This is a genomic window from Acinetobacter sp. YH16032 (assembly GCF_013417345.1).
GTDB lineage: Bacteria > Pseudomonadota > Gammaproteobacteria > Pseudomonadales > Moraxellaceae > Acinetobacter.
Genome location: NZ_VPEE01000004.1, coordinates 87,971 through 113,823 on the forward strand (window position 1 = coordinate 87,971; position 25,853 = coordinate 113,823).

At 39.6% G+C, this 25,853-nt stretch carries 23 protein-coding genes and 1 tRNA gene; 10 read left to right on the forward strand and 14 right to left on the reverse strand.

The annotated features are described in order from the left end of the window. The first annotated feature begins 42 nt into the window (after positions 1 to 42). Positions 43 to 1,242, forward strand: coding sequence for a peptide antibiotic transporter SbmA (sbmA, locus tag FTV32_RS04800; protein ID WP_180028080.1), 1,200 nt, complete (start codon positions 43 to 45; stop codon positions 1,240 to 1,242). Between the two features lie 69 nt (positions 1,243 to 1,311). Here the strand turns inward: sbmA and FTV32_RS04805 are convergent, their stop codons facing one another. From FTV32_RS04805 to salA, 3 genes are all read right to left on the reverse strand, one after another. Beyond that, complete coding sequence (locus FTV32_RS04805; RefSeq protein ID WP_373683302.1) at positions 1,312 to 2,202, reverse strand: LysR substrate-binding domain-containing protein; 891 nt, start codon at positions 2,200 to 2,202, stop codon at positions 1,312 to 1,314. 123 nt (positions 2,203 to 2,325) lie between these two features. Then, positions 2,326 to 3,690: an MFS transporter gene (locus FTV32_RS04810; protein ID WP_180028082.1), complete on the reverse strand. Its 1,365-nt coding sequence runs from the start codon at positions 3,688 to 3,690 to the stop codon at positions 2,326 to 2,328. Positions 3,691 to 3,751: 61 nt separating this feature from the next. Then, positions 3,752 to 5,059 carry a salicylate 1-monooxygenase gene (gene salA, locus FTV32_RS04815; protein ID WP_180028083.1) on the reverse strand — a complete coding sequence of 436 codons (1,308 nt, stop codon included), beginning with the start codon at positions 5,057 to 5,059 and terminating at the stop codon, positions 3,752 to 3,754. A gap of 307 nt (positions 5,060 to 5,366) precedes the next feature. On the opposite strand from salA, the gene FTV32_RS04820 reads away from it, so the two are divergent. Further along, positions 5,367 to 5,852 carry a hypothetical protein gene (locus FTV32_RS04820; protein WP_257227585.1) on the forward strand — a complete coding sequence of 162 codons (486 nt, stop codon included), beginning with the start codon at positions 5,367 to 5,369 and terminating at the stop codon, positions 5,850 to 5,852. A 137-nt stretch (positions 5,853 to 5,989) separates the two neighbouring features. On the opposite strand, the gene FTV32_RS04825 is transcribed toward FTV32_RS04820, so the two are convergent. Then, entirely contained in the window at positions 5,990 to 6,889 is a 900-nt protein-coding gene (locus FTV32_RS04825; RefSeq protein WP_180028084.1) for an NADP-dependent oxidoreductase, read from the reverse strand. A 370-nt stretch (positions 6,890 to 7,259) separates the two neighbouring features. On the opposite strand from FTV32_RS04825, the gene FTV32_RS04830 reads away from it, so the two are divergent. Further along, on the forward strand, positions 7,260 to 8,009 hold the full coding sequence (locus FTV32_RS04830) for a hypothetical protein (protein WP_180028085.1): 750 nt from the start codon (positions 7,260 to 7,262) through the stop codon (positions 8,007 to 8,009). A gap of 42 nt (positions 8,010 to 8,051) precedes the next feature. Here FTV32_RS04830 and gatB read toward each other — a convergent pair whose 3' ends face one another. From gatB to gatC, 3 genes are read right to left on the reverse strand one after another with little or no spacing between them, the layout of a single operon-like run. Continuing rightward, complete coding sequence (gene gatB / locus FTV32_RS04835) at positions 8,052 to 9,527, reverse strand: Asp-tRNA(Asn)/Glu-tRNA(Gln) amidotransferase subunit GatB (RefSeq protein ID WP_180028086.1); 1,476 nt, start codon at positions 9,525 to 9,527, stop codon at positions 8,052 to 8,054. Then, complete coding sequence (gatA, locus tag FTV32_RS04840) at positions 9,527 to 11,005, reverse strand: Asp-tRNA(Asn)/Glu-tRNA(Gln) amidotransferase subunit GatA (protein WP_180028087.1); 1,479 nt, start codon at positions 11,003 to 11,005, stop codon at positions 9,527 to 9,529. The genes gatB and gatA overlap by 1 nt, the downstream gene beginning before the upstream one ends. A gap of 45 nt (positions 11,006 to 11,050) precedes the next feature. After that, a complete protein-coding gene (gatC, locus tag FTV32_RS04845) occupies positions 11,051 to 11,365 on the reverse strand; it encodes an Asp-tRNA(Asn)/Glu-tRNA(Gln) amidotransferase subunit GatC (RefSeq protein WP_180028088.1) in 315 nt (104 codons plus the stop codon). Positions 11,366 to 11,498: 133 nt separating this feature from the next. Between gatC and FTV32_RS04850 the strand changes: the two genes are divergently transcribed. The 6 genes from FTV32_RS04850 (at position 11,499) to FTV32_RS04875 (ending at position 16,278) form a co-directional block, all read left to right on the forward strand. Then, entirely contained in the window at positions 11,499 to 12,545 is a 1,047-nt protein-coding gene (locus tag FTV32_RS04850; protein ID WP_035269793.1) for a rod shape-determining protein, read from the forward strand. A 30-nt stretch (positions 12,546 to 12,575) separates the two neighbouring features. Then, positions 12,576 to 13,433, forward strand: coding sequence for a rod shape-determining protein MreC (mreC, locus tag FTV32_RS04855; RefSeq protein WP_180028089.1), 858 nt, complete (start codon positions 12,576 to 12,578; stop codon positions 13,431 to 13,433). Then, the gene (mreD, locus tag FTV32_RS04860; protein ID WP_092766998.1) at positions 13,420 to 13,914 is read left to right on the forward strand and encodes a rod shape-determining protein MreD; all 495 of its coding nucleotides are present in this window, start codon (positions 13,420 to 13,422) and stop codon (positions 13,912 to 13,914) included. The genes mreC and mreD overlap by 14 nt, the downstream gene beginning before the upstream one ends. Beyond that, positions 13,902 to 14,468: a Maf family nucleotide pyrophosphatase gene (locus tag FTV32_RS04865; protein WP_180028090.1), complete on the forward strand. Its 567-nt coding sequence runs from the start codon at positions 13,902 to 13,904 to the stop codon at positions 14,466 to 14,468. The genes mreD and FTV32_RS04865 overlap by 13 nt, the downstream gene beginning before the upstream one ends. 51 nt (positions 14,469 to 14,519) lie before the next feature. Then, positions 14,520 to 15,974 (forward strand): ribonuclease G, encoded by a 1,455-nt coding sequence (rng, locus tag FTV32_RS04870; RefSeq protein WP_035269804.1) that lies wholly within the window; start codon positions 14,520 to 14,522, stop codon positions 15,972 to 15,974. 136 nt (positions 15,975 to 16,110) lie between these two features. After that, complete coding sequence (locus FTV32_RS04875) at positions 16,111 to 16,278, forward strand: PA1571 family protein (protein WP_171076802.1); 168 nt, start codon at positions 16,111 to 16,113, stop codon at positions 16,276 to 16,278. Between the two features lie 52 nt (positions 16,279 to 16,330). Here the strand turns inward: FTV32_RS04875 and FTV32_RS04880 are convergent, their stop codons facing one another. Further along, positions 16,331 to 17,785: a wax ester/triacylglycerol synthase family O-acyltransferase gene (locus FTV32_RS04880; RefSeq protein ID WP_180028091.1), complete on the reverse strand. Its 1,455-nt coding sequence runs from the start codon at positions 17,783 to 17,785 to the stop codon at positions 16,331 to 16,333. Between the two features lie 166 nt (positions 17,786 to 17,951). After that, a complete protein-coding gene (locus FTV32_RS04885) occupies positions 17,952 to 18,686 on the reverse strand; it encodes a phosphoadenylyl-sulfate reductase (RefSeq protein ID WP_035269807.1) in 735 nt (244 codons plus the stop codon). A 198-nt stretch (positions 18,687 to 18,884) separates the two neighbouring features. Between FTV32_RS04885 and thrH the strand changes: the two genes are divergently transcribed. Then, on the forward strand, positions 18,885 to 19,502 hold the full coding sequence (thrH, locus tag FTV32_RS04890; RefSeq protein ID WP_035269809.1) for a bifunctional phosphoserine phosphatase/homoserine phosphotransferase ThrH: 618 nt from the start codon (positions 18,885 to 18,887) through the stop codon (positions 19,500 to 19,502). A 52-nt stretch (positions 19,503 to 19,554) separates the two neighbouring features. Here the strand turns inward: thrH and FTV32_RS04895 are convergent, their stop codons facing one another. From FTV32_RS04895 to FTV32_RS04915, 5 genes are all read right to left on the reverse strand, one after another. Continuing rightward, positions 19,555 to 20,742 (reverse strand): OmpP1/FadL family transporter, encoded by a 1,188-nt coding sequence (locus FTV32_RS04895; RefSeq protein WP_180028092.1) that lies wholly within the window; start codon positions 20,740 to 20,742, stop codon positions 19,555 to 19,557. A 295-nt stretch (positions 20,743 to 21,037) separates the two neighbouring features. Further along, complete coding sequence (locus tag FTV32_RS04900) at positions 21,038 to 22,402, reverse strand: OmpP1/FadL family transporter (protein WP_092767002.1); 1,365 nt, start codon at positions 22,400 to 22,402, stop codon at positions 21,038 to 21,040. A 335-nt stretch (positions 22,403 to 22,737) separates the two neighbouring features. After that, entirely contained in the window at positions 22,738 to 24,024 is a 1,287-nt protein-coding gene (locus tag FTV32_RS04905) for an OmpP1/FadL family transporter (RefSeq protein WP_179998572.1), read from the reverse strand. A gap of 218 nt (positions 24,025 to 24,242) precedes the next feature. Then, positions 24,243 to 24,318 (reverse strand) — tRNA-Arg (locus FTV32_RS04910). 70 nt (positions 24,319 to 24,388) lie between these two features. Beyond that, a complete protein-coding gene (locus FTV32_RS04915; RefSeq protein WP_180028093.1) occupies positions 24,389 to 25,738 on the reverse strand; it encodes an amino acid permease in 1,350 nt (449 codons plus the stop codon). Positions 25,739 to 25,853 lie beyond the last annotated feature (115 nt).

Here is a 25,853-nt window from a genome sequence, read left to right on the forward strand (position 1 = left end):
TCAGAAAATTCATTCAAACAAAATTAGGGATATAAGCGCTGAATGTTTAAGTCATTTTTTCCGAACCCAAAGTGGTTTTTTCTCTCTGTCGTCTTATGGTTTTTTATTAATCTCGCTTTATGGTTTTTTGCGGATGGAAAACAATGGGGCGAATATTTAGGTTTTCCTCAAGGTTATGCAGAAGCTGAACTTGCGATTAATATCAGTCGTTTTTGGTCACCGCAATTTTTGTGGTTCTATCTATGGTTCTTGGTGGCGACCGCCTTATTTGCACTGTTTTGGAAAATAAAATCAGACAATCCGTGGCAGCGTTGGTCAGTATGGGGATCTGCATTTATCCTTTTTAATATTTGGTTAACAGTACAAGTCAGCGTTGCTGTGAATGCATGGTATGTACCATTTTGGGATTCTATTCAACAGATTTTAAATTCTGGTGGTGGTGAGGTGGATAAACTCTATGCGGAATCATGGACCTTTATCAGCTTGGCCGGTATTTCAGTGACATCAGGCGTCATCAGCGCTTTCTTTACCAGTCACTATATTTTTAGATGGCGTACAGCAATGAACGAATACTATGTTCAGCATTGGGAGAAATTGCGTCATATCGAAGGTGCTTCGCAACGTGTACAGGAAGACACCATGCGTTTTGCAACGATCGTTGAGGATTTAGGGGTCGAGTTAGTCCGTGCAGTACTGATGTTAATTGCCTTTCTTCCTTTATTATTTGCATTGTCTGCGAAAGTGCCTGTTTTACCATTTATTGGTGAGTTGCAATATTCTTTAGTATGGGCAGCGATTGGATGGGCGGTATTTGGAACTGTCTTATTAATGGTGGTGGGTATGAAACTGCCAGGATTAGAATTTAATAATCAAAAAGTGGAAGCGGCATATCGTAAAGAGTTGGTATACGGCGAAGACCATGAAAATCGTGCGCAACCTGCAACCTTAAAACAACTTTTTAAGAATATTCGTGCTAACTATTTTAAATTGTATTTCCATTATGCCTATTTCAATTTGTTTGCACGTTGGTATGGACAACTGGATAATCTGTATATGTTATTTGTGTTGTTCCCCGCGATTGCAGCAGGCCTGTTGACACTGGGATTGATCCAACAAATTATGGGTGTATTCAATCGTGTTCGTGAGTCATTCCAATATTTGGTGAGTTCGTGGAAAACGATTATTGAGCTACTTTCTATCCGTAAACGTCTAAAAGCATTTGAATCTATTTTGGATAAGTAGTGTCCATCATGGATTTAAATTATTAAAAAAGGCTCGTATATACGAGCCTTTTTATGTCTGAGTGGGAACTTAGAGCGTGCTGAAAATATTTTTTAGAATCTTACAAAACCACTTACGTGCGTCTAAGTCATCCTTATGGTTATACCAGTTAACACTGACATTGAATGAGCTAACTTCAAAAGGGAGTTCAAAAATTTGAATATCCGTATGCTGTTGATAAACCTTCGCGGCTCTCGAAGGCAGAGTAACCAGAAGTTCTGAGTGTTTTACCACGTTCTGCAAAACACTGAAGTGGGGGACTTCAAGCATGATCTGACGAGAATGACCAAGTTCTTTTAAACGCTGATCAATTTCAATATGACCAGTACTCGATTTGATCGCAACATGTTTTTCCGATAAATACGCGTCCATGCTGAGCTTTTGCTGTATGCGCGGATGCTCTTTTTTAGCGATACAGACATAACGTTCCTCAAACAAATTTCGAGATTCAATTTTGGGCATAATGGTGTGACTGCTATTAAAAACAGCCACATCCAAAAAGCCTTCAACCAGCCATTCCTCTACTTTTTCTGAGTGAATTTCCTCAATTTCAAGTTTGATATTGGGAGCATGTTGTTCTAAATATTCAATCAGCGAGGGAAGTAAACAAATTTCTCCTAAATCAGAAATGCCTAAACGAAATACTTTTGAAGAGGTTAGCGGGTCGAAATGCTTGGCAGAATCAATTGCCATATCAATTTTAACAATTGCTTCGTAGAAACTTGGATAAAGACTTTGTGCAAGCTTTGTGGGTTTAACACCAAACTTGTCACGTACAAAAAGCTGATCATTCAGCATTTTCCGCAGTCGATTTAAATTATAGGTGACGGAAGGTTGACTGAGATTCAAACGTTCTGCGGCGTGACTGATATTTTGAGTTTGATAAATAATAATAAAAACTTTAATCAGACTTAAATCGATCAACTTTACATTCCTTGTAAATATTTAGAGACAGTCGCTATATCGAATAACCACTGTAACAAAAAAAGAGAGAGTTAACTCTCTCTTTTATTTTTAATGACTTACATGTTGTTGATGAATCATTTACTCATAAGCCACGTTTTTAACGCCGTTTGCTGCACCTGCAATTTTTTTATTGCGCAGATGGATCGCAGTCACACTGATCACTGCAATCATACAAGGGATAGATAAGGCAATGAAATTATATTGAACTGGCAAATTAAGGCTGAGTAACCATCCACATAAGATCGGACCCAAGATCGCGCCTAAACGACCTACGCCAAGTGCCATACCTAGACCTGTCGCACGTATGTTAGATGAATAATATTGTGACATATAAGCCAACAATAAAATTTGTCCGCCAATCGATGCTGCACCTGCGACTGCTACACAGAAGTAAAGCACCATGGTAGGTAAGTTATAGCTTAATAAGAATAGGGAAATTGCGCCGCTCACAAACAAGGTGCAAAGAACTTTAGGTAAACTGAATTTATCAGCAAAAAAACCACCAAAGATTGCACCCAGCATACCACCAATATTGAGCGCAAATAGGAACACTAAACTGGTTGAGAGGTTGTAGCCAGCTTCCATCATCAGTTTAGGTAACCAGTTACCAAGCGCGTATACCAATACCAATGCCATAAAGACACTTGCCCAGAATAGAACAGTGGTTACTCCACGACTTTCAGTAAATAAGTCTTTCACTGGTGATTTAGACGATTGTTGGTTTTCTTGATGCAGACTAATGCGCATATCAGCAGGGATTCTTAGATTTGTGTCAATTTGTTCTAAGATATGAGCCGCTTCTTTATGTTTATTTTGACGAACCAAATAATCGATGGATTCAGGCAATAACTTCCAAATGATTGGCAATAGAATGAGTGGAATACCTGCAATCATAAACATGATTTTCCAGCCAAATTGCGGTACTAGCCACATGCCTAAAATGGCAGAACACATTCCGCCTACAGCGTAACCACTAAACATCAATGACACTAAGGTGGAGCGTAAACGCTTAGGCGCATACTCTGTCATTAGTGTAATAACATTCGGCATTACACCACCTAGACCTAAGCCAGCAATAAAGCGATAGATTCCGAACTCTTGAGGATTGCTCGCTAAGCCACACATCACGGTAAAACCACTAAAAATGACAATACAAACTGCAATCAATTTTTTACGGCTAAAGCCATATTTTTCAAGTTTGTCACTCATACTGCCAAAAATGATGGCTCCAAACATCATGCCAAAGAGGGCAAGACTTCCTAAGAAGCCCGCCGTCATTGGATCGATTGCCCATTCTTGCATGAGTTTAGGCAATGCCACACCGTAAATGACTAAATCATAGCCATCAAAAATAATAATCAATGCGCTGAGTAAAATGACTCGCCAGTGAATGGCTTTGAGTTTGGCATGATCAATAATTTCATTTGCATTTAACGTATTCATGGAGACCTCCCTGGTCAATGAATCGGTTGATAACAGTCCTGTTAACGTTTTTTACGCGTATTTATATGGCTTCAGCCACGAGATGTTTCTCTATTGCTTGGCCTAAGCGTTGTTGTGCGAGTACAACGTCTTTTTCTAAATCGTGTTGCCATAACCAATCAAAACGGTGTGCCAAATGTTGACCTACACTGTTAAAGTCTGGATATAGGGGGGAATATAATTCGTAAATCTCACCAGATTCGCGTGACGTGTTTTGTACACGGATGGCACGCTCTTTGCGCAGTTGCTCATAGACATGAGAGAGTTGTGCAAGGTCTTCAGTGCAGATTTGCGCTGAGTGATGTTCCAGATGTTTGAATAATGCAGAAAGAATTAAAGCATCTTCAAGACCTTGACCAGCACCAGCTCCTTGGTGTGGCAACATCGCATGTGCTGCATCACCAATCAAAATGACATTGTGTTCGCTGTTCTGATAAGTCTTAAGTGGCTCAATCTCATGAAGGGCCCAGATGGTAGGCTTTTCAATTAAGTTCAGTAATGCGCGACAGCTCTCACTCCAATCCGCAAAATCAGCCAGCATTTCAGTTTTGGTTGTTGGTCGTGTCCAAGGGGTACCTTCTGGCAGAGTTGTATTCTTGCGATCTGACTTAAAGGCAACAATATTGATTTCTTCACCTTTACGAATAGGGAAAGTTAATATGTGTTTGTCTTTCCCCAATAACATTTGTGGGACATCTGCAAGTTCAGGATCGTGTCCAAGTTCTGCAATGACTTGTTTAAAATCTAAATACTTGATAATGCCGCGATAAGCCCATGTTCCTGAAAATTGAGGATCAACCTTTGGAAGTTGATGCGATGCTAATACATGATCACGCACAACAGAATGGATACCATCACAACCAATCACGTAATCTGCTTCAACCACTTCACCATCTTGGAATGTTAAACGAACTCCAGCGCTCGAAGCTTCAACAGATTGCACACGTTTATTGAAATGTGCATTTTGTGAAGGAACGAATGGAATAAGTGCATCTAAAAAATCAGCACGATGCACTGAAGATTGACCGACTTGAGGTGCGATCGAAGCCGATAGGTATTCATCCGTATAGCCATTACGCCATTGGAACCAGATGTCTTGATAAGGCGCAGCAACTGTATCCGCAATGGCGTGATATTCTTCACCCAAGCCCAAAAGTTCAATTGCTTTAACAGCATTGGCACCAAATGAAATGCCTGCGCCAATTTCTGAAAACTGTGCTGCTGACTCATATAAATGCACATCAAATTTTTTATTTTTTACCAGGTTGGTCATTAAAGCTAATCCAGCAATACCACCACCAATGAGCGCAATCTTAATTTTTCTTTCCATGATTCAATTCCGAGTTGTTTGCCCTGAATAAGATCATTACTGATTTTTAACTACTTATCCAATTTATATATTTTGGTGAAAACTATTTAAAAAATTGATAGTTTGAATTTGACGTCTATTCCCACTGGTTTTGAAGCTTTATTGTCAATATATGATCATTCATGTGCATGATTTAGCAAATTTACTACCTAAATTTTCATGTGCTTACTTGTTTTACAGTGTATCTGTAGGGAAATGCGTTCAGGATGTGATACAACAAAAACATAATGACAACGATGAAAATTGAGTTTAAGTGATGACATTAAAAATGAATAAAACTGCTTTACGTACACTGTGTGCATCGGCTTTGATCATGGGCGTATCGACATTTTCGAATGCGGGACCAGCTGTAGATCAATTGAGTGATTGTTTGGTCAAGTCGACGACTGCTGCTGATAAAACGACAGTACTACAGTGGACATATTCAGCACTGTCTACTCATCCTGATTTAAAAGGCTTTAGTAATGTCAGTGCTGAGCAACGTACTGCATTGGATCAAAAGTTAGCGCAAGTCTTGCAACGTGTGATCGTAGAGCAATGTTCAACACAGACCAAAGCGGTGATTCAAGCTGAGGGTATTCAAGCTGTTGGTGAAAGTTTCCAAGCACTGGGTCGTAGTGCAGGGGAGGAAATCATTAAAAACCCTGAAGTGAATAATCAGCTGAAAGGGGTGGTGCGTTATATTGATTTAAATAAATTGGTGACAACATTCCTCACCCCAGATATTTGGAACAAGCTTGGGATCACTCGTTAATCTCGAATTTCAATCAATCGTAAGAATATACATAATTTAGCGATTAATGAATGTAGGATAGAGTTACTCAATATCATAATTCAAACTAGAGAAAAGGCAGGATGATATCCTGCCTTTTCACATTGTACGCATAGAAATTATTTGAATAACAGTACACTTTTACCTTGCGTATGTCCCTCTAAAATGTCTCGATAGGCTTGCTGTGCTTCTGTAAAAGGATATTCACGACTGACTGTCCAATTGAAGCTGTTATTTGCAACGCTTTCCACCACGTGTTTTAAATTGGAAACATTACGTTTAACCCATACTGCTTGAATTTTAGCAGATGACAGCTTGCGCCCTGCAATCGTGCCCATAAATCCGCCATTTTTCACTGTAGCCAATGAGGCTTGAGTGGCATCCTCGTTACCTGCCATATCAATCGAAGCATCAAATTGATCTGGGTGGACTTGTTTCAGACGCTCAATTAAACCTTCGCCGTACACGACAGGAATCGCCCCTAAACTGCGGATATAGTCTTGGTTTTTTGCAGATGCCGTTGCTACGACGGTAATGCCACGACTCACAGCCAATTGAATGGTGATTGAACCCACACCGCCTGACCCACCGTGTACCAATAAGCTTTGCATTGGACCAATTTCATCTAAAATGGTCATCGCAGTTTGAGCTGCTCCTGCAATCGAGCCTGCAATTGACCATTCCAGATTTTTAGGTTTTGCGACTAAATTGGCGAGGGGAACATCTATCACGGTTGCATGGGTAAATGCTCCATCAGAACCCAGTACTTCGTCACCGACTTTCCATGCACTGTTTTCAGCTACGTCTAAGATTACCCCTGCAAACTCAGTTCCAAAGGTTTGAGGGAGTTGTGCATGTTTGAATTCACCTGTCATACGACGTGCATCAATGGGGTTTATGCCAGCGGCTTTGACTTGAATGCGTGCCATGTCTGATGAAAGTGGTGCTAAGGTTTGTTCTGTGAGTTCGAGGACTTCGGGTTGTCCGTATGCGTGTGCGAGGAGAATTGTGCTATTCATGGTTATTCACTTTTGCTGAATCTTTTTGTTGTTTTTATTATGGGAAGAAGAACGGGTGGGGTGAAGCGCTAAAAATAGGACAGTGTTTTCTTTTTACCTCTCCCTAACCCTCTCCTGAAAGGAGAAGGAACATCCAATATTAAATTCATGTTGTTATATGATTCGCAATGAAAGCTCCCTCTCCCTATGGGATGAGCAACATTGTTGCGCAAGGGAGTGAGGGAATTAATCACGTATAAACAAAGACTTTGAAAGTTGAATACATTCTAAGTCTTCAAGTTTGCCGATATGGCTACTTTTAGTTGGTCATATTGTTTTTTGAAACAAGCATATATTTAATACAACAAATATAAGAAGTTTGAGGGTGTTTATGTCTGAGATTTTATTGCAAATGTGGGAACCACAAAGACAAAGTATTATTGAAAGTCACCAATTTTATGTTGAGCAAGCAAAATCTAGATTATTGCTAAAATTTGATAATATTGAGGAAGAGTCAGAAAGATACGTAGAAGAATGGTTAGATAAACGTTCAAAAAATTATTTTGATCCTGATTTCCATGATCCTGCTGAAATTTATGAGCAAGCTAACGATGAAATGGTAGACTTTTATCTTAATTTGCAAGAGCTTCACAAAAATGTTCTTTTTAGTATTCTGTCTGGAATGTTTCATAAATGGGAAAAAGAGCTTCGTGAATGGCTTATTAATGAGATGCGACATTGGAGAGGAGCTAAAAAATTAAGAGAAAAAATATGGTCTTTAAATATTAAGCAAATTTTTGACCTATTCAAAGATTTTGGTTGGGATATCTACTCGGAACCATTTTTTGAAAAATTAGATACATGCAGAGTTCTTGTAAATGTATATAAACATGGAAATGGGAATTCATTTGAAGAGTTAAAACAAAAATATCCAGAGTATATCGTTGATCCGTTGGCTTCTTCGAATAAAAATTACAGTACTGAGTTGCAGTACTTAGATCATACCAATGTCGAATTTGAGAATAAGCATCTCGATATTTTTGAAGAATCTATTACTAATTTTTGGAAAAGCGTTCCCCAAAATATTTTTGAGGAAGATGTCATTAGTATTCCAAATTGGTTGCAAAAAATTTGGAAATAAAAAAACCCGCTTTCGCGGGTTTTCTTTTAAAGAAAGATCAGATTAACCAATCAATTTCTTCATTAATTCATTGACTTGCGCAGGGTTGGCTTTACCTTTCGCTGCTTTCATCACTTGACCAACAAGACCGTTAAAGGCTTTCTCTTTACCAGATTTATACTCTTCAACCATTTTCTCGTTAGCAGCAAGAACGTCTTTAATGATCGCTTCAATTGCGCCTGTATCAGTTTCCTGTTTCAAGCCTTTTTCCGCAATAATCTCGTCCGCAGTTTTGCCTTCTTCCCACATAAAGCCGAACACTTGTTTTGCGATCTTACCGTTAATGGTGTTGTCCACAATACGCGCAATCATGCCGCCAAGTTTCTCAGCTGTTACAGGCGAGTCAGCCAACTCTAAGCCAGCTTTGTTCAAAGCACCGGAGAATTCACCCATCACCCAGTTTGCAGCAATCTTACCTTGTGCAGCACCGCCCGCAGCTTTTACGACTTCTTCATAAAACTCTGACATTTCACGAGTCAGTGTTAAAACGTGAGCATCGTACTCAGTGACACCAAAGTCAGCCACAAAACGTGCACGACGTGCAGCAGGAAGCTCAGGCATGGTCGCTTTAATCGCTTCAATTTGCTCGTCTGCAATAATCACAGGCAATAAGTCAGGGTCAGGGAAGTAGCGGTAATCGTTCGCTTCTTCTTTCGAACGCATTGAACGTGTTTCCATCTTCACAGGGTCGAACAAACGCGTTTCTTGGTCGATGGTACCGTCCCATTCCAAGATTTCCATTTGACGTTCAATTTCAACATTGATCGCTTGTTCAATGAAACGGAATGAGTTCAAGTTTTTCAATTCACAACGTGTACCAAATGGTTGACCCGGACGGCGTAAAGACACGTTACAGTCGGCACGGAAAGAACCTTCTGCCATGTTGCCGTCAGAAATGCCTAACCAACGCACAAGGGTGTGAATCGCTTTAATGTAGGCAACAGCTTCTTCAACCGAACGCATATCTGGTTCAGATACAATCTCAAGAAGTGGTGTACCTGCGCGGTTTAAGTCGATACCTGACATCCCTTCAAATTGGTCATGAATCGATTTACCTGCATCTTCCTCAAGGTGCGCACGTGTCACGCCAATGCGTTTAACTGTACCATCTTCAAGTTGGATGTCGATATGACCCAAGCCCACAATCGGGTTGTCCATTTGGCTGATTTGATAGCCTTTTGGAGAGTCAGGGTAGAAATAGTTTTTACGTGCAAATACAGATGCTTGGTCGATGTAAGCATCGATACCCAAACCAAAGCGAATCGCAAGATCAACCACTTCTTTGTTCAATACAGGCAGTACGCCCGGCATTGCCAAATCAACAAGGCTCGCTTGTGTATTTGGGTCTTGACCAAATTCAGTTGAAGAACCTGAGAAGATTTTAGATTTAGTCGCAAGTTGAGTGTGAATCTCAATACCAATAACGACTTCCCAACCATCAATCAAATTTGACTTAGGTTTTGCATTGTTCTTCGCCATTATGCATTCTCCTCAGCAATTGCAGCGCGTTTGGTGTGCCAATCAGTTGCTTGTTGGTATTGGTGCACCACAGACAACAATTGAGATTCTGACCAGTAGTTACCAATCAACTGTAAGCCAACAGGTAAATCATTTTGATCAAAACCAACAGGCGCGTTAATCGCAGGAAGACCTGCAAGGTTGACCGCGATGGTATAGATATCGCCCAAGTACATTTCAACTGGAGAAAGGTTTGCACCAATCTTATACGCCGTTGTCGGCGCAGAAGGCGCAGCAATCACATCAACAGACTCGAATGCTTTTAAGAAATCTTGTTGGATTAAACGACGTACTTTTTGTGCTTTGACATAGTACGCATCGTAATAACCTGCAGACAGCGCATAAGTACCAATCAAGATACGGCGTTGAACTTCAGCACCAAAACCTTCAGAACGAGAACGTTTGTATAGGTCCATGATGTCTTTTGGATCTTCACAGCGGTAGCCATAACGTACGCCGTCAAAACGTGACAAGTTAGAAGATGCTTCAGCAGGGGCAATCAGGTAATAGGTTGGAACATATGCCTCAGTCATGTTGAGGTCAATTTCAACAAGCGTTGCGCCCATCTCTTCCAATTTTTTTAGAGATTCTTCAACACGAGCTTTAACGTCAGTAGCTAAACCTTCAACATTAAAGTACTGTTTTGGAATACCAATACGTAATCCTTTTACAGATGTGCCGTTCAAGTTTGCAACGTAATCATCAGCATCTTTTTGTACAGAAGTTGAATCTTTTGCGTCATGACCTGCCATCACGTTCATAAGGTACGCACAGTCTTCTGCCGAACGTGCCATTGGACCGCCTTGGTCAAGTGATGATGCATAGGCAATCATACCGAAACGTGATACACGACCATAGGTTGGTTTTAAGCCTGTAAGACCACAGAACGATGCAGGTTGACGGATTGAACCGCCTGTATCTGTACCAGTCGCAAACGGTGCAAGGTCAGCTGCAACTGCCGCAGCCGAACCACCTGAAGAACCACCCGGAACACGGTCAAGCGCCCAAGGGTTCGCCGTTGCACCAAAGTAAGATGACTCTGATGTAGAACCCATGGCAAATTCGTCCATGTTCACTTTACCTAAAGTCACTAGGCGCGCAGCTTTAGCTTTCGCTACAACGGTTGCGTCGTACGGAGAGACAAAGTTGTCTAGCATTTTAGAACCAGCCGTGGTTTTAATGCCTTGCGTACAGAAAATATCTTTATGCGCAATAGGCAAACCAGTCAAAGCGGTCGCTGTACCTGCTTTGATCGCTGCATCAGCTGCGTCTGCTTGAGCCAATGCTTGTTCAGCAGTCACAGTGACATAAGATTTGACTTGCGCATCAATTTTTTCAATACGGTTTAAATAATGTTGCGTCAATTCACGTGAAGAGAATTTAGCGGTTGCTAAACCATCGATAAGTTCACGAACCGATAAGCGATGTAAATCTGTCATGAGAAAAATTCTTAACTAAAATTTAAATAGGGCAAAACTGAACAATTATTCAATTACACGTGGAACGAGATACAAACCGTCTTGCACAGCTGGTGCAACGGCTTGATAGTCTTCACGATGGTTTTGTTCAGACACAGCGTCTTCACGTAATGGCTGCGGATGGTCAAATGGACTCTTAAGTGGCTCAACACCTTCGGTATCAATGCCTTTCAAGGTTTCCATCATTCCTAAAATTTTATTCAAACTTTGAGCATATTCAGCAGATTGAGTGTCATCCAAAGACAAGCGTGCTAAGTGTGCAATGCTTGAAACGGTTTGTGCATTTAAATCTGCAGATTGCTGAGCATCTGATGCTGACATGCTGTCTCACCTAATCAGTAATAAAAATATTCAAAATATCATGCGTTATAATAAGCGATTGACTTGTCCAAAGCATCACATTTAGTTAAAGTTGCCATCTTACGTCTATATAACGTTGAACTGAGAACGACCCGTGATTCTAAAACGACTAATTGGCTTGTTTTCGCCAGATCTAGCCATAGATTTAGGCACCGCTAATACACTAATTTATGCGCCAGGACGGGGCATTATATTAAATGAACCGACTGTTGTGGCAATTCGTCACAGTGGTTCACAAAAAATAGTTGCCGCTGTTGGCTTGGATGCTAAGCAAATGCTTGGTCGTACCCCTGCGAATATTTCTGCAATTCGTCCAATGAAAGATGGCGTGATTGCGGATTTCGAAGTCACTGAGACCATGTTAAACCAATTTATTGGTAAAGTGCATGAAAAGCGTCTTTTCCCACCAGCGCCGCGTGTTGTGGTGTGTGTGCCATGTAAATCAACTTTGGTTGAGCGTCGTGCGATTCGTGAGGCTGTATTCAATGCAGGCGCACGTGATGTACGTTTAATCGAAGAGCCAATGGCAGCAGCGATTGGTGCAGGCATGCCAGTTGAGCAAGCATGTGGTTCGATGGTCGTAGACGTAGGTGGTGGTACAACTGAAATTGCAATCATTTCATTGCAAGGTTGTGTCTATGCAGATTCATTGCGCATTGGTGGTGATGTTTTTGACGAACAAATTATTCATTATGTTCGTAAAGCACACGGTTGCGTCATTGGTGAAACGACAGCTGAAACCATCAAGAAAGAAGTGGGTATGGCACTTCCGGATGAAGATGGCAAAGTGCTAGAAATCGAAGTTCGTGGTCGTAACTTGGCGGAAGGTGTTCCGCGCGCAATTACGGTGACTTCTGATGAAATTACTCAAGCAATCACTGATCCATTGCAAAGCATTGTCTCTGCAGTGAAATCTGCGCTTGAACAAACACCTCCTGAGTTGTCATCAGATATCGCGGAGCGCGGTATTGTATTGACTGGTGGTGGTGCGTTATTACGTAACTTAGACAAGTTATTATCACAAGAAACAGGTTTGCCAGTAGTAGTTGCTGAAGATCCACTTTCTTGCGTAACACGTGGTGGTGGTAAAGTCTTAGAACTCTTTGACAACCCGAACCATGACATGCTGTTTGTTGGTTAATTTTCTGTAATTTAATTTAAGGACGAGGCGGTGCAACCGAATCTGTTTTCAAGACAACCGCCATCTTTTCGCTCTTTCATCATTGCAGTCATCGTGTGTTTGTTCGTGTTAATGTTTAATTGGCGCGCCCCACACTTGATTCAACCAGCAAGAGATGTCTTGTACGCGGCATACAATCCCATTTATGCCATCGCAAGTTATCCCGTTTTATCGAAAGAATGGCTCAGTCAACAAACCAAGTCTGAAGCGCAATTGCGTCGTGAGAATACTGCGATGCAGGCAGAGCTGCTTCAGGCTCAGGTTCGCCTTCAAAAACTCTCAGAACTCTCCGCTGAAAATACGCGCTTACGTGGATTATTGGATACGCCTTTGATCATTGACGGTCGTATGGAAATCTCTGAGGTGATCGGCACAGATGCTGATCCGTTACGTCATATCATTATCATTAACCGAGGTGCTGCGAGCCAACTGCGTGTCGGGCAAACGGTGTTGGATGATAACGGTATCATGGGGCAGATCATCAATGTTTATCCGCACAGTAGCCGTGTCATGTTATTGTCAGATAAAGAACACTCCCTATCGGTACGTCTTGAAAACTCTGGGATGCGTGCCATTGTGTCAGGCACTGGTGATTTAGGTCGTTTGAAAATGGAATATGTACCGACCAGCGCTAACGTCAAAGTCGGGGACAAGGTGTATAGTTCAGGTTTAGGACAACATTTTCCTGCGGGTTATTTGGTCGGAACAGTGTCCAAAGTTAAACGTGAAAATACCGGTGAGTTTGCGCAGATAGACGTGAAACCTGCAGCTCAATTGGCAGGTGGACACTATGTGGTGGTACTGTTCTCAGACTCATTAGCCATGGAGCAACCTCATGCTCAGCGCTAAAAAAATATCATCAGTTAAAACACGTGATCCTCTATGGATCATCGTGCTTTCAATCATTATTGGTTCGGTGTTGGTGGTGTATCCTCTGTCTTATACATTGGCAGGATGGCGACCGCTGATCATGTTGATGATTACGGTGTATTGGATCTTGCTTCAACCGACATGGTGTGGCGTTTGGTTTGCTTTTGCAGTCGGATTATTTACCGATTTACTGCTTGATGCACCCCTTGGATTACATGCGTTAAGCTTCGTTTTACTAACATTTACCATCCGTTGGTTTGTGCGTGAACGCCGTTTAATGACGTTTGGAAATACTTGGGCAATCGCTAGTGTTGCTATATTGGCACATTTGATTTATGTCCTTTTTGCACAAATTATTTCCGATATGCAATTTTCGATTACTCGTCATTGGCAGCCACTAATGAGCAGTATTTTAACTTGGCCCATCTTGTATTATTTGCTTAGAAAATGGCGAATTTAATTCTGGCGTCGAGCTCGCCTCGGCGTAAAGAGCTGCTTGCACAGCTTGGACTGAAATTTGATATTTTTAGTCCAGAAATCGATGAGTCTGTACATGATGGTGAGCAAGCGCATGATTATGTTCGACGTTTGGCAGAACAAAAAGCTCAGGTTGTTTTAGCACAATTTCCAGATGCGGTGGTCATTGCCGCAGATACAAGCCTCAGTTTAGATGGGCAAATTATTGGCAAACCTGACTCGAAGCAACATGCGTTTGAAATTTGGCAATCCTTGTCAGGGCGTCAGCATGAAGTTCTCAGTGGCCTTTGTGTGGCTTCACAACATAAAACAATAAGTACGGTAGTGAGCACAAAGGTTGATTTTCAATCACTCAGTCATCATGATATGGAAGAATATTGGTCAACTGGGGAACCTGTAGGAAAAGCAGGGGCTTACGCAATACAAGGAATCGCCGCAAAGTTCGTTCCTCGTATTGAAGGTAGTTACACCAATGTGGTGGGTTTGCCTTTACATGAAACATCACAGTTACTGAATCAAATATTGAAAAATGGTTAAGGCACTAAATTAACCTTTTAAAAAATTTTTATAATGTTTTGAGTGTTTTTTATGTCTGACGAGTTGTTGATTAACGTCACCCCAATGGAGTGTCGGGTGGCGTTAGTTGAAAATGGGACGGTCAACGAACTATTTGTTGAACGCAACGCTAAACGTGGTTTAGTCGGGAATATTTATAAAGCCAAAGTGGTCCGTGTATTGCCTGGTATGCAAGCGGCATTTGTAGACATTGGCTTATCTCGTACTGCTTTTTTACATATCAATGACATGATTTGGCCTCGTAATCAACCGACGCCAAATGTATTTGATCTTCTGCAACCGGGTCAGATTCTGACAGTGCAGGTTATGAAAGATATGTTAGGCACAAAAGGTGCGCGTCTAAGTACTGATCTTTCCATTCCTTCTCGCTATTTGGTGATGATGCCTTATGGACATCATACTGGCGTGTCGCAGCGAATCGAATCAGAAGAAGAGCGTGATCGTTTACGTTCGATCATTGAGCGGATTCAAGCTGAACATAAGTTACCTGGTTCTGTCATTGTCCGAACTGCAGCAGAGGGGATCGAAGAGGCCGCTATTGCGCAAGATATGGCGTATTTGGCAAAACTTTGGGAATTTATTCAGCGCAAACAAAAAAGTGTCGTGGTTCCATCTCTTATTTTTGAAGAGCTGCCACTTCCTCAACGTATCATCCGTGATCTGGCAAATGAAGATACGGTAAAAATTCAAGTCGATTCAAGAGAAGTGTTTGGCAAGCTACAAGAGTTTGTGGCTGAGTTTGTACCAAATATGGTTGATCGTCTGAAACACTACCCTGGTGAGTGTCCGATATTCGACTTATACAATGTTGAAACGGATATTCAAAAAGCATTGCAAACACGTGTTGCTTTAAAGTCTGGTGGTTATCTGATGATTGATCAGACGGAAGCCATGACCACTATTGACGTCAATACAGGCTCATATGTAGGTGGACGCTCTCTTGAGGACACCGTCTTTAAGACCAACATGGAAGCGACACAAGTCATTGTGCGTCAACTCAGACTGCGCAACTTAGGTGGAATTATCATTATTGACTTTATTGATATGCAAGAGGCCTCACACCGTGATGAAGTGCTTAAGCAATTTGAAAAAGTCTTAGAACGTGACCATGCAAAAACTAAAATCACCCAAGTGTCTGAGCTTGGCTTAGTAGAAATGACGCGTAAACGGACGCGTGAATCACTTGAACATTTGTTATGTGAGTCTTGTCCAACGTGTCAGGGACGTGGTTATGTGAAAAGTGCCGAGACTGTTTGTTACGAAATCTTTCGAGAGATATTAAGATATGCTCGAGATTTTGAGTCTCAGACTGACTTTACTGTCGTTGCGCATCCATCGGTTGTGGATCGATTATTAACCGTAGAAGCTGCGGCCGTCTCTGATTTAGAGCATTTTGTGAAACGTGTCATTAAGTTCCAAGTCGAAAATTTATACACGCAAGAGCAATACGATATCATTTTGAATTGAAATTGTAACAGAATATCGTTAAACACTTGTTACAACTGAGATTTTACATTCGATCTCGATTTCTCAATACTTAAGAAATCAAATCGAATAGCCAAAGACAGCGATGTTGTCTTAGCAAAGTGAGGTCAAAGTGGGCATGAATTTAACGGAACAATTAGCGGGTAGCCATCGTCAAATTGTGGATTCAAACAAAAGCGCTTGCTTGATGCTCAACGATCAAGGTCAAGAAGTTCGAGTTACACAAGCGATGGTCGTTTCGCTCTGTCAGCAATTAATCAAGCAGTGTCGTAATATTAAAAATTAAGGGGCCTTTTTAAAGCCCCTTAATTTTTTTGTAAATATCGAAATATACAGCCTTAAGCTGGTTTTTCATTTGCAATTTCTATATCCGCTACTACTTGTTTCTTTGCTGTACTACGCTTAGTAGCCTTTTTCATAATCTGCGGTTTTTCATCTTCAGGTAGACCCACAATTTTTTCAAATCGTTGAATCTCATCTTCTAAATGGGTCAATAAATTTTGCATCTTAGGCAAAGCATTTCGACATGCGGTTAAACCGACTTCTAATTTATCCATATAACTGGTCATTGTGATATTCAATGCTTGACCATCAAGTACGATAGAAGCAGGGTAAAGTGCGTCCAAACGTGCTCCGTTCCAATATAGCGGCTCTTTAGGTCCTGGTACGTTAGAAATAACGAGGTTAAATGCCTGACGTTTAGGTGCTAAACCAGAGATGATATTTAAACCTGCAGGACCATATACGAAGGCACTATAGTTGAGAATCTGATCTGAAGTCATGCGTTTGAATTTTTGTTTCGCATTCATTACGCTACGACGAATAAGATCGAGTCGTTCTAATGGATCGGCTTTATGTGTCGCTAAGTTCGCCAGAATCATCGTAATACGATTTGACATATCTGAATCATCCGTACGAACGGAGACAGGAACCATAGCGATTAATGGTTTTTCTGGTAAAGCACTTTGACTGATTAAATATTCACGTAAAGCACCGGAACAAATCGCAAGCACAATATCGTTAATGGTCACACCCAGTGATTTTGAAATATGGTTGAGACGCTTAAACTCATATGACTGAGCAGCGAAACGACGTGATGAGCTGACTTTTTGATTCAGAATACTACTTGGGGCTTGAAAACTAGATACATAGTCCGGATTACGTCCCATATCTTTAAAGACAGTTTCAGACAGCACTTTGAATACACCCGGTGTAGACTGCACTTGACCTTTCAAATTAGACAAGATTTGTTTTGCACGGCTTACTTTAGGTGTTTTAAGTCGCTTAGCACGCGGACCTTCAACACACCATGGCGGAACGATACTTCTTGCATTTGGATCATGAGAGAGTGATTTTTCAATTAAACGCATGCCTGCAATACCATCGACCATCCCATGATGTATTTTGAAATACATGGCGAAACGATTCCCTTCAATGCCTTCAATGATATGACACATCCATAATGGCTTAGCTCGATCAATTAATGAACTGTGCTCTTGGGAAATGTAGGTGAGTAGCTCACGAATACGACCAGGATGTGGTAGAGCAATATGTCTGAAGTGATGATCAAGATCGAATTCAGTGTCTGTGTCCCAAAACAGTCCGTTTAATTTATTATTAAACGGTGGAATTGGAATAGATTTTGAGTTGCGAATATCTGCCACTAAATCTTGAATAAAGGTTGGTGGCGCATCTTCTGGAATTTCAAATAAAAATAATCCGCCAACATGCATGGGCTGTTGTCTTTTTTCCAAAGATAAGAAAATAAAATCAAGCGGGTGTAATGGGCGCATAGTCTAGGTTTGCCTCACTGCAAATTTCTAAAATTGTTTTTTAGAATTATCAATCCAAGAGATCAGTATAGACGTATTTGTTGGAGGGGGCATAAATTTTTTTAATGAATGGCCAGTACAAAAAAGCCACTTTAAATCAGTGGCTTAAAACTTTGTGAGACAGTTTTTACTTTTTTAAATTACCTGAATGTAAACCACATTCTTTATGCGTTGCTTCTTCCCACCACCAACGACCTTCACGCTCGTGCTGATTTGGAAGTACTGGACGCGTGCATGGTTCACATCCAATTGAAATAAAACCTTTTTCATGCAATGGATTATATGGAATTTCCATCATGCGAATATAATTCCAAACGTCAGCACTCGTCCAATTCGCCAAAGGGTTGTATTTAATGAGTTGTTTACCTTCACCTGAAAAACCTAGATCAGCTTGAATCACTGGAATTTCAGTACGTGTACCCGGACTTTGATCTTTACGTTGACCCGTGATCCAACCATCAAGTGTTGCTAACTTTTTACGAAGAGGTTGAACCTTACGGATACCACAACACTCTTTATGATCATCTTGATAAAAGCTAAACAGTCCTTTTTCGTTGACCAGATTCTGAACAGCTTCAGCTTCCGGGAAACATATTTCAATGTTGATATTATAGTGCTTACGAACAGTCTCAATAAATTGATAAGTTTCTGAATGCAAGCGACCTGTATCAAGACTAAACACGCGAAAAGGTTTACCTAAATTTGCAGCCATATCAATCAATACAACATCTTCAGCACCTGAAAATGAAATGGCAATTTCACCTGTTTGATTTAAAGCTAAGGCTATAATTTCCGAAGGGGATTTATCTTCATACTCTGATGCAAGTGCATCAATTAAATCTATGCTTGGAATGGTAGTCATGAGAATCCTGGCGATATAGGCTTGGAAACAACAAGTCCTATATTAAAATATTTGATGTATATTTTAGTTGAATTCATAGATTTATCTTATGAAATAAAAATAAATACTTATGAATAAAATAGATTTAAAAAATTACATCGATATTCAACAATCTTCGGCTATGATATTGCAAATTTTATTAATGCTGAGGGCAGTATCATGGAAATCGTTTGTCTAGATCTTGAAGGCGTTTTGGTTCCTGAAATTTGGATTAATTTTGCAAAAAAAACAGGAATTAAAGAGCTTGAAGCAACAACTCGAGATATTCCAGACTACGATGTGCTCATGACTCAGCGTTTAAATATTCTTAAACAACATGGTTTAGGTTTAAATGACATTCAAGCTGTTATTGCAGATATGGGACCGTTTGAAGGCGCTAAGGAGTTTGTTGAGTGGGTACGTACTCATTTCCAACTCATCATTTTATCTGACACATTCTATGAATTTGCTCATCCATTGATGAAGCAGTTAGGTTGGCCTACGATTTTCTGTCACAAATTAGAAACTGACGAAAATGGTATGATTACAAATTATAAACTACGTCAACCTGATCAAAAACGTAAAGCAGTGCAAGCTTTACACGGTTTAAATTTCCGTGTAATTGCTGCAGGCGACTCGTATAACGATACCACGATGCTCGGTGAAGCAGATCAAGGTTTCTTATTTGATGCGCCAGATAATGTAATTGCAGAATTCCCACAATTTCCTGCGATTAATGGTTATGCTGCATTGAAAGAAGCGATCCGCAACGCTTCTGTACGTGATATTCCAGCCTAAGTTATTACTTTGAAAAAAAGGACGCTTTAGCGTCCTTTTTTTATAACAATTGTTAGAATCGATACCCGATTTTCATGCCATAACCTAATGCATAATTGTTGCTGAATTCTCCAACATTTATGCCACCCGTTTGAGCAGTTGCATCGCCTAACCAGAAATATTTAACACCAGCTTGAATAAAGCTTTGCTGTGATGGGTTGAATTGACCACCTAAGCCTACACTCCAATAACCTTCAGTTGGACCTAAAGTGGTTACAGGGTTTCCAGCTCCAGAGTCATAGCCTACAGTTGTGGTTGCTGCCCATTGATCATTAAATTTATGTGCAACACTTAAGGTTGCAGAGTACTGATCATCGGAATACGAAATGAGGTCCTGTCCAACTAATCCAAGTAATTTAGGTGTAACCGTAAATTGATCCCAATGAACCCAACGCAGGTTAGCAAACGCCAAAGTGTTTGTTGCAATTCCAGACTGTAAATCAATATTTACAGATTGTGGAGTAACTGCTTCAGTTACTGCAGCGATCTTATCTAATCTATTAAACTCAGGCTTTTTTAATGCATCGGCGTAAAGTGGAAGGAGCGAGGTTTCATTCGACTGAGCTTTGTGTTTAATCTCAGAGCGATAAGTGATAGATGCTTTTAATGCAATTTTTGGAATTTGGTATGCAGTACCTGCAATCCAGCCGTAAGCTTCTTTTTGGTCTACATGGATGTTATAGCCATTTAAGACTTGGTATGCACTACCTTTTAAATTGATATCAGCTTCAACTGTTTGCCATACTGGACCAGCATAAAAATTCCAATTTTCAGTGGGTTGATAGCCAATGAGTGCAGTTAAATTTTGTGTCTTAACTTCAACTGATGTACCACTTAAACTATTGCCAAATGATTGATTTTTAGCATCGTATAATGCATCTGCACCAAAAGGCTGATCGTAAATTAATCCTAAAGAAACTTGGTCAGTAATCTGTAGTTTAAGAGCAGTGTTTACAAAATAATAATCACTGCCCATATCGGTAATTTTTTCGCCTGTTAAATCCTGACCAGTGATTTTATTAATCACTGTGGAAGAACCTTTAACGGTGGGATCTAAAACAGAAATGCCAGCTTCTGCATAATTACCTGATTGGAGAAATGCTGAAATCGACTGACCTGAACGATCTAATCCTGCGGCGTAAATTGAAGTTAATGGGAGCGTAGATAATAAGACTGAGTATGAAAGTACTTTAAATTTCATGATGTTCATCCATGAATGCCATATGGCGAAAAAATTGCATGAAAAATAACATAAATAAAAAAAGAGTAAATACTCGGAAATGATTGAAATATAATCAAATTTATATTGCTTCATCATCAAGTTATGAGATTAAATAATTATGTCCATGTTTTTAAAAAGTATTATTGAGCAAAAAAGGAATTGTAGTTTGAGTCGTTTTCTTATTTTAAATGATGATATAACAGACAATTAATTTATACTTGTATAAAAATAAAAAAAGACCACATGATTGTGGTCTTTTTTTATTGATGAATGATTAGAATTTATAGCCGATTTTAAGACCATAAGCTAAAGCGTCATTGTCTTCAAACTTTCCTGCTGCGCTATGTGCACCTGTCTGAGCATCAGCATCACCTAACCAGAAGTATTTAACACCACCTGCAATAAACGTAGCTGGAGTAGGGCTATATTGAAGACCTAAACCTACATTCCAATAACCTTCTGTTGGTCCAAGTGTCGTTACAGGATTGCCTGCACCTGAATCCCATCCAACTGAAACATTACCAGCCCATTGCTCGTTAAATTTACGACCTACACCTGTTGTTACAGACCATTGATCTTTAGAATAATCAACTAGGTTAAATCCATTAGGTTTGCCCAAAGATGGTAATAGTCCACCAGCAAGCTCTGATAATTGACCAAATTTATGAGGGCGTATAGAGAAACTTGACCAGTCTACCCAACGGATATTAGCGAAAGCAACCGTGTTAGCCATAATGCCAGATTGTAAATCTAAATTTACAGATTGTGGTGTAGTGATTTTAGTTTCACCAGATGAATTAAGACCTGCTAAAGCTGAACCTGGTAATGCTCCAGAAGCCACTAGTAAAGAACCTAGAGGCGCAATGAGAGGAATACTTTCATTAACATTGACTTTATGATCAATTTCGGAACGATAAGTAATCGATGCTTTAAGCGCAATCTCAGGAATTTGATATGCTGCGCCAGCTAACCATCCAAAGGCATTGTCTTCAGGAATATCAGCATCATAACCATTAAATAAGCTATATGCTGAACCACGAAGTTTTACGTTACCTTTAACTGTTTGATAGACTGCACCACCATAAAAGTTAAAATTTTCTGTAGGTTGGTAGCCTAAAATCAGTGATAAGTTTTGAGTATCAACTTCGACAGATGTGTTTCCAGTTATTTGAGTTCCTAAACCGATTGCAACTGGTAATCCAGTAGATGGATCTGTGATTACAGGTATACCGTTAAAGCTTCCTGTTGGATTAGCAGTCACTACTGGTAATCCATTTGTCAAAGCAGTTCCAGGTAATACACCATCGGCTGGGCTAGCGACAAAATTATTTGTTCCTGTGTATTCAGCATCTGCACCAAAAGGTTGATCATATAAAAGACCCACTGAAATATTATCAGTCGCTTGTATTTTTAAAGCTGCGGTAGGGAAGTAGTAATCACCAGCCATATCTCCAGTATGATTACCCGATAAATCTTTACCAGAGACAGATGGATCTAAAATTGAGATACCAGCTTCAAAGTAATTTCCTGGTTGAAGGAATGATGAAATAGATTGTCCAGAACGATCTAATGCAGCAGCAAAAGTGCCTGATGATGCTAAACCGAATAATACAGCAGCTGATAATTTTGTTAATTTCACTTGAATTTTCCCTGATCTTCTTCAATGAATTATTTTGTATTTTCCAATTGAATTGAGGATTAGTTATCTTAAACTGATCCTAAATCTTATGTTCACAAAATAACACATTAAGAATCAGAGTAAATACTCTAAGGAAATAAATTTATAATTGAATTTTAATTCTGATAAAAATAATAGGAATTTTATTTTTATATAAATTATTGAATTTATGAATTATTTAATTTTGAATGACAGTATCTTATCGTTAATTTATAAATGAACTATACAGTCAGTCAACGGCATTCATGATTAAATAAAAAAGAGCACTTAAGTGCTCTTCAAAAAATGAATAGAGTTTAGAAACGATAACCCATTTTTAGGCCATATGCCCAAGCATTGTTATCTTCAAAATTACCGACATATTTGCCAACAGAACGAGCTTCAGCATCTCCTAACCAAAAATATTTGACGCCTCCACCGATAAAAGTTGCTGGAGTAGGACTAAACTGTGCACTTAATCCGACATTCCAATAACCTTCAGTTGGACCAAGTGCAGTTACAGGATTACCAGCACCTGAATCCCAGCCGGCAGAAATAGCACCACCCCATTTTTCATTAATTTTTCGCCCAACACCAACTGTGGCAGACCATTGATCTTTATCATAATCGATAATATTTTGTCGTTGACCTGATAATAATTGGGTAATACTTCCAAATTTATCAATATCTATACCATAGCCACCCCATTCGACCCATCGTACATTCGCAAAAGCAACTGTATTAGCCATAATGCCAGTTTGGAAATCTAAATTAACGGATTGAGGTGTGGAGATTTTAGTTTTTTCTGAATCAGAATTAAGTAGTTTGTTTCGTAAACTATTTGCTGCTAATGCTTGAGCTTTATCTTCTGCAGAAATAGGCAGAGAACTTACCACTTGCTCAAATGTAAGTGTTCCGTTTGCTAATGCCACTAGTCCATCAATTGTTGCAACTTGATTGTTAATTACACCAACGACTAAATTTGAATTTTCAGTAGTGTCAAGCTCATGATCAATTTCAGATCTATAAGTCAAAGACACTTTTAATGCAATTTCTGGTATTTGAAAAGCTGCTCCTGCTAACCAACCGTAGCCTTCATCACGTTTAAAAGTTGAATTATAACCAATACTAGATAGTGTTAAGTTGCCTCTCACATCTTGATACACACCGCCTGCATAAAAGTTCCATTGTTCATTAGGTTGAAAGCCGAAAAGAGCAGTAATGTTATTTGAATTAACTTTTACATTAGTGCCTGCAAGTGGCCGATTACCTAAGGCTCCATCATCAGGAATCATACCATCTGTATAAGTTGCAGATGCCCCAAATGGCTGATCGTATAGAATACCGAAAGAGAAATTTTCGTTAAGTTGTAATTTCAAAGCTGCGCTTGGAAAATAATAATCATCACCCATATCACTAATTGGACCCAATTGATTTTTTCCAGATACATCAGGGTCAATAATGGAGATACCAGCTTCAAAGTAGTTATTTGGTTGTAAAAATGCTCCTATCGATTGACCTGAGCGATCCATTGCGGCTGCATAAGCCCCAGAAATCGGTAATAAAGCAAATAATACAGATGCACTGATGGTTTTTAATTTCATGTTATCTATCCTTAGATAATGTGAATTTTTAATTTAATAGAATTTTTTTAGTTATTTCCTTAAGAGCTGATAAATAAACGATTTATGCTAAAATGTTTATTTTTTACTCTACAAACAACATATCATAAAGGTAATGAGATGCAACAAAAATTTGACTGAAATGACATTATTTTTTTATTTTGGGTCAATTTGTTGATAAGTGTATTAATCTCAGAAAATGGTGCGCCCTGCGGGACTCGAACCCACGCCGGTCACTTAGGAGGCAACTGCTCTATCCAGTTAAGCTAAGGACGCATACTAATCTGATCAAATAAATTTTTGAAAAAAAGTTATTGCTTAGCAATAACTTTTTTAATGCGTCTTACTATTTTCGGTAAAGTAATTTAAATAATACCAACATCAGGATAATCCAGATCGGAATCATGATCACAGCACCGCTTAAGCCCTGAGTCCACATGATGTAAAGCACGACAAGAATAAACCCAAGAACTAAATAGTTACTCGCTGGTGACCATAAAGCAGGAAATTTAGACGTGGTATTCGACTGTTTCATCGCTTGCTTAAATTTCAAGTGAGTCAACGCAATCATCGCCCAGTTAAGTACTAGAGCACCAACAACAATATAAATTAAATTACTTAAAGCATCTTCAGGTGCGAAATAGTTTAATAAAACACATCCGAAAATTAACACTGCTGACAACAATACCGCAGGAACAGGTACACCTTGTTTATTGGTTTTTTCAAAAATTTTAGGGGCATTACCTTGTTTTGCTAAACCAAAAAGCATACGGCTATTCGCGTACATTCCACTGTTATATACCGATAGCGCAGCAGTCAAAATAATAAAGTTGAGCAGGTGAGCAGCCCAATCAATACCCAGTTGACTGAAGATCATTACGAATGGACTTTTATCTAGACCACCAAGTTGCAGTTGATTCCATGGAACTAAAGAAAGAAGAATTGTAAGCGACCCAACATAGAAAATCAGAATACGAAAAACAACTTGATTGATTGCTTTAGGAATCGTTTTCTCAGGATTTTCAGCTTCAGCTGCCGCCATACCAATCAGTTCAATACCACCAAAGGCAAACATCAGGAAGGCCAACATGAAGAATAAACCTTCAAAACCATGAGGGAAGAAACCACCGTGAGTCCAAAGATTACTGAAGGATGCAGTAGAGTCAGATCCTGCTGTAAACAACAAGAATAGACCGAAGATAATCATCGACACGACAGCTGCTACTTTAATAATAGACAGCCAAAACTCTGATTCTCCATAAAATTTAACATTACAGAGGTTAACTAAGGTAATGATAATAAAGAAGAAAAGAACTGATGACCAAGCAGGAATGTGAGGCCACCAATAGTTAATATATTTTGCAACAGCTGTTAATTCGGTCATCGCGACCAAAATATAAAGAATCCAATAGTTCCAACCTGCTAGGAATCCAGGAAACTTACCCCAATATTTATTTGCAAAATGACTAAATGATCCTGCAACAGGTTCATGAACAATCATTTCGCCTAATTGGCGCATAATTAAAAAAGCGATTAAACCACCAATTGCATAACCCAAAATAATAGATGGGCCGGCAGATTGGATCACGTGTGCGGAACCTAAAAATAAGCCTGTACCAATTGCACCACCCATAGCGATTAATTGGATATGACGATTCTTTAAGCCACGCTGAAGTTGTGAAGACTTGTTATTCAAAGTATTCAGCCCGACGATTGAAATAAGTTACAAGATTGTAATAGATCAAATTGCATTAGCCTAGTACGTCAGCGTTCATGAATGTTTTTTATGATTTAAATAAAATAAAATTATT

What these genes read in the sequence shown, in the direction of transcription:
- sbmA (WP_180028080.1), top strand. Translation starts at nt 43, where the DNA reads ATGTTTAAGTCATTTTTTCCGAACCCAAAGTGGTTTTTTCTCTCTGTC.
- FTV32_RS04810 (WP_180028082.1), bottom strand. Translation starts at nt 3,690, where the DNA reads ATGAATACGTTAAATGCAAATGAAATTATTGATCATGCCAAACTCAAA.
- salA (WP_180028083.1), bottom strand. Translation starts at nt 5,059, where the DNA reads ATGGAAAGAAAAATTAAGATTGCGCTCATTGGTGGTGGTATTGCTGGA.
- FTV32_RS04820 (WP_257227585.1), top strand. Translation starts at nt 5,367, where the DNA reads ATGAATAAAACTGCTTTACGTACACTGTGTGCATCGGCTTTGATCATG.
- FTV32_RS04825 (WP_180028084.1), bottom strand. Translation starts at nt 6,889, where the DNA reads ATGAATAGCACAATTCTCCTCGCACACGCATACGGACAACCCGAAGTC.
- FTV32_RS04830 (WP_180028085.1), top strand. Translation starts at nt 7,260, where the DNA reads ATGTCTGAGATTTTATTGCAAATGTGGGAACCACAAAGACAAAGTATT.
- gatB (WP_180028086.1), bottom strand. Translation starts at nt 9,527, where the DNA reads ATGGCGAAGAACAATGCAAAACCTAAGTCAAATTTGATTGATGGTTGG.
- gatA (WP_180028087.1), bottom strand. Translation starts at nt 11,005, where the DNA reads ATGACAGATTTACATCGCTTATCGGTTCGTGAACTTATCGATGGTTTA.
- gatC (WP_180028088.1), bottom strand. Translation starts at nt 11,365, where the DNA reads ATGTCAGCATCAGATGCTCAGCAATCTGCAGATTTAAATGCACAAACC.
- mreD (WP_092766998.1), top strand. Translation starts at nt 13,420, where the DNA reads ATGCTCAGCGCTAAAAAAATATCATCAGTTAAAACACGTGATCCTCTA.
- FTV32_RS04865 (WP_180028090.1), top strand. Translation starts at nt 13,902, where the DNA reads ATGGCGAATTTAATTCTGGCGTCGAGCTCGCCTCGGCGTAAAGAGCTG.
- rng (WP_035269804.1), top strand. Translation starts at nt 14,520, where the DNA reads ATGTCTGACGAGTTGTTGATTAACGTCACCCCAATGGAGTGTCGGGTG.
- FTV32_RS04875 (WP_171076802.1), top strand. Translation starts at nt 16,111, where the DNA reads ATGAATTTAACGGAACAATTAGCGGGTAGCCATCGTCAAATTGTGGAT.
- FTV32_RS04880 (WP_180028091.1), bottom strand. Translation starts at nt 17,785, where the DNA reads ATGCGCCCATTACACCCGCTTGATTTTATTTTCTTATCTTTGGAAAAA.
- FTV32_RS04885 (WP_035269807.1), bottom strand. Translation starts at nt 18,686, where the DNA reads ATGACTACCATTCCAAGCATAGATTTAATTGATGCACTTGCATCAGAG.
- thrH (WP_035269809.1), top strand. Translation starts at nt 18,885, where the DNA reads ATGGAAATCGTTTGTCTAGATCTTGAAGGCGTTTTGGTTCCTGAAATT.
- FTV32_RS04895 (WP_180028092.1), bottom strand. Translation starts at nt 20,742, where the DNA reads ATGAAATTTAAAGTACTTTCATACTCAGTCTTATTATCTACGCTCCCA.
- FTV32_RS04905 (WP_179998572.1), bottom strand. Translation starts at nt 24,024, where the DNA reads ATGAAATTAAAAACCATCAGTGCATCTGTATTATTTGCTTTATTACCG.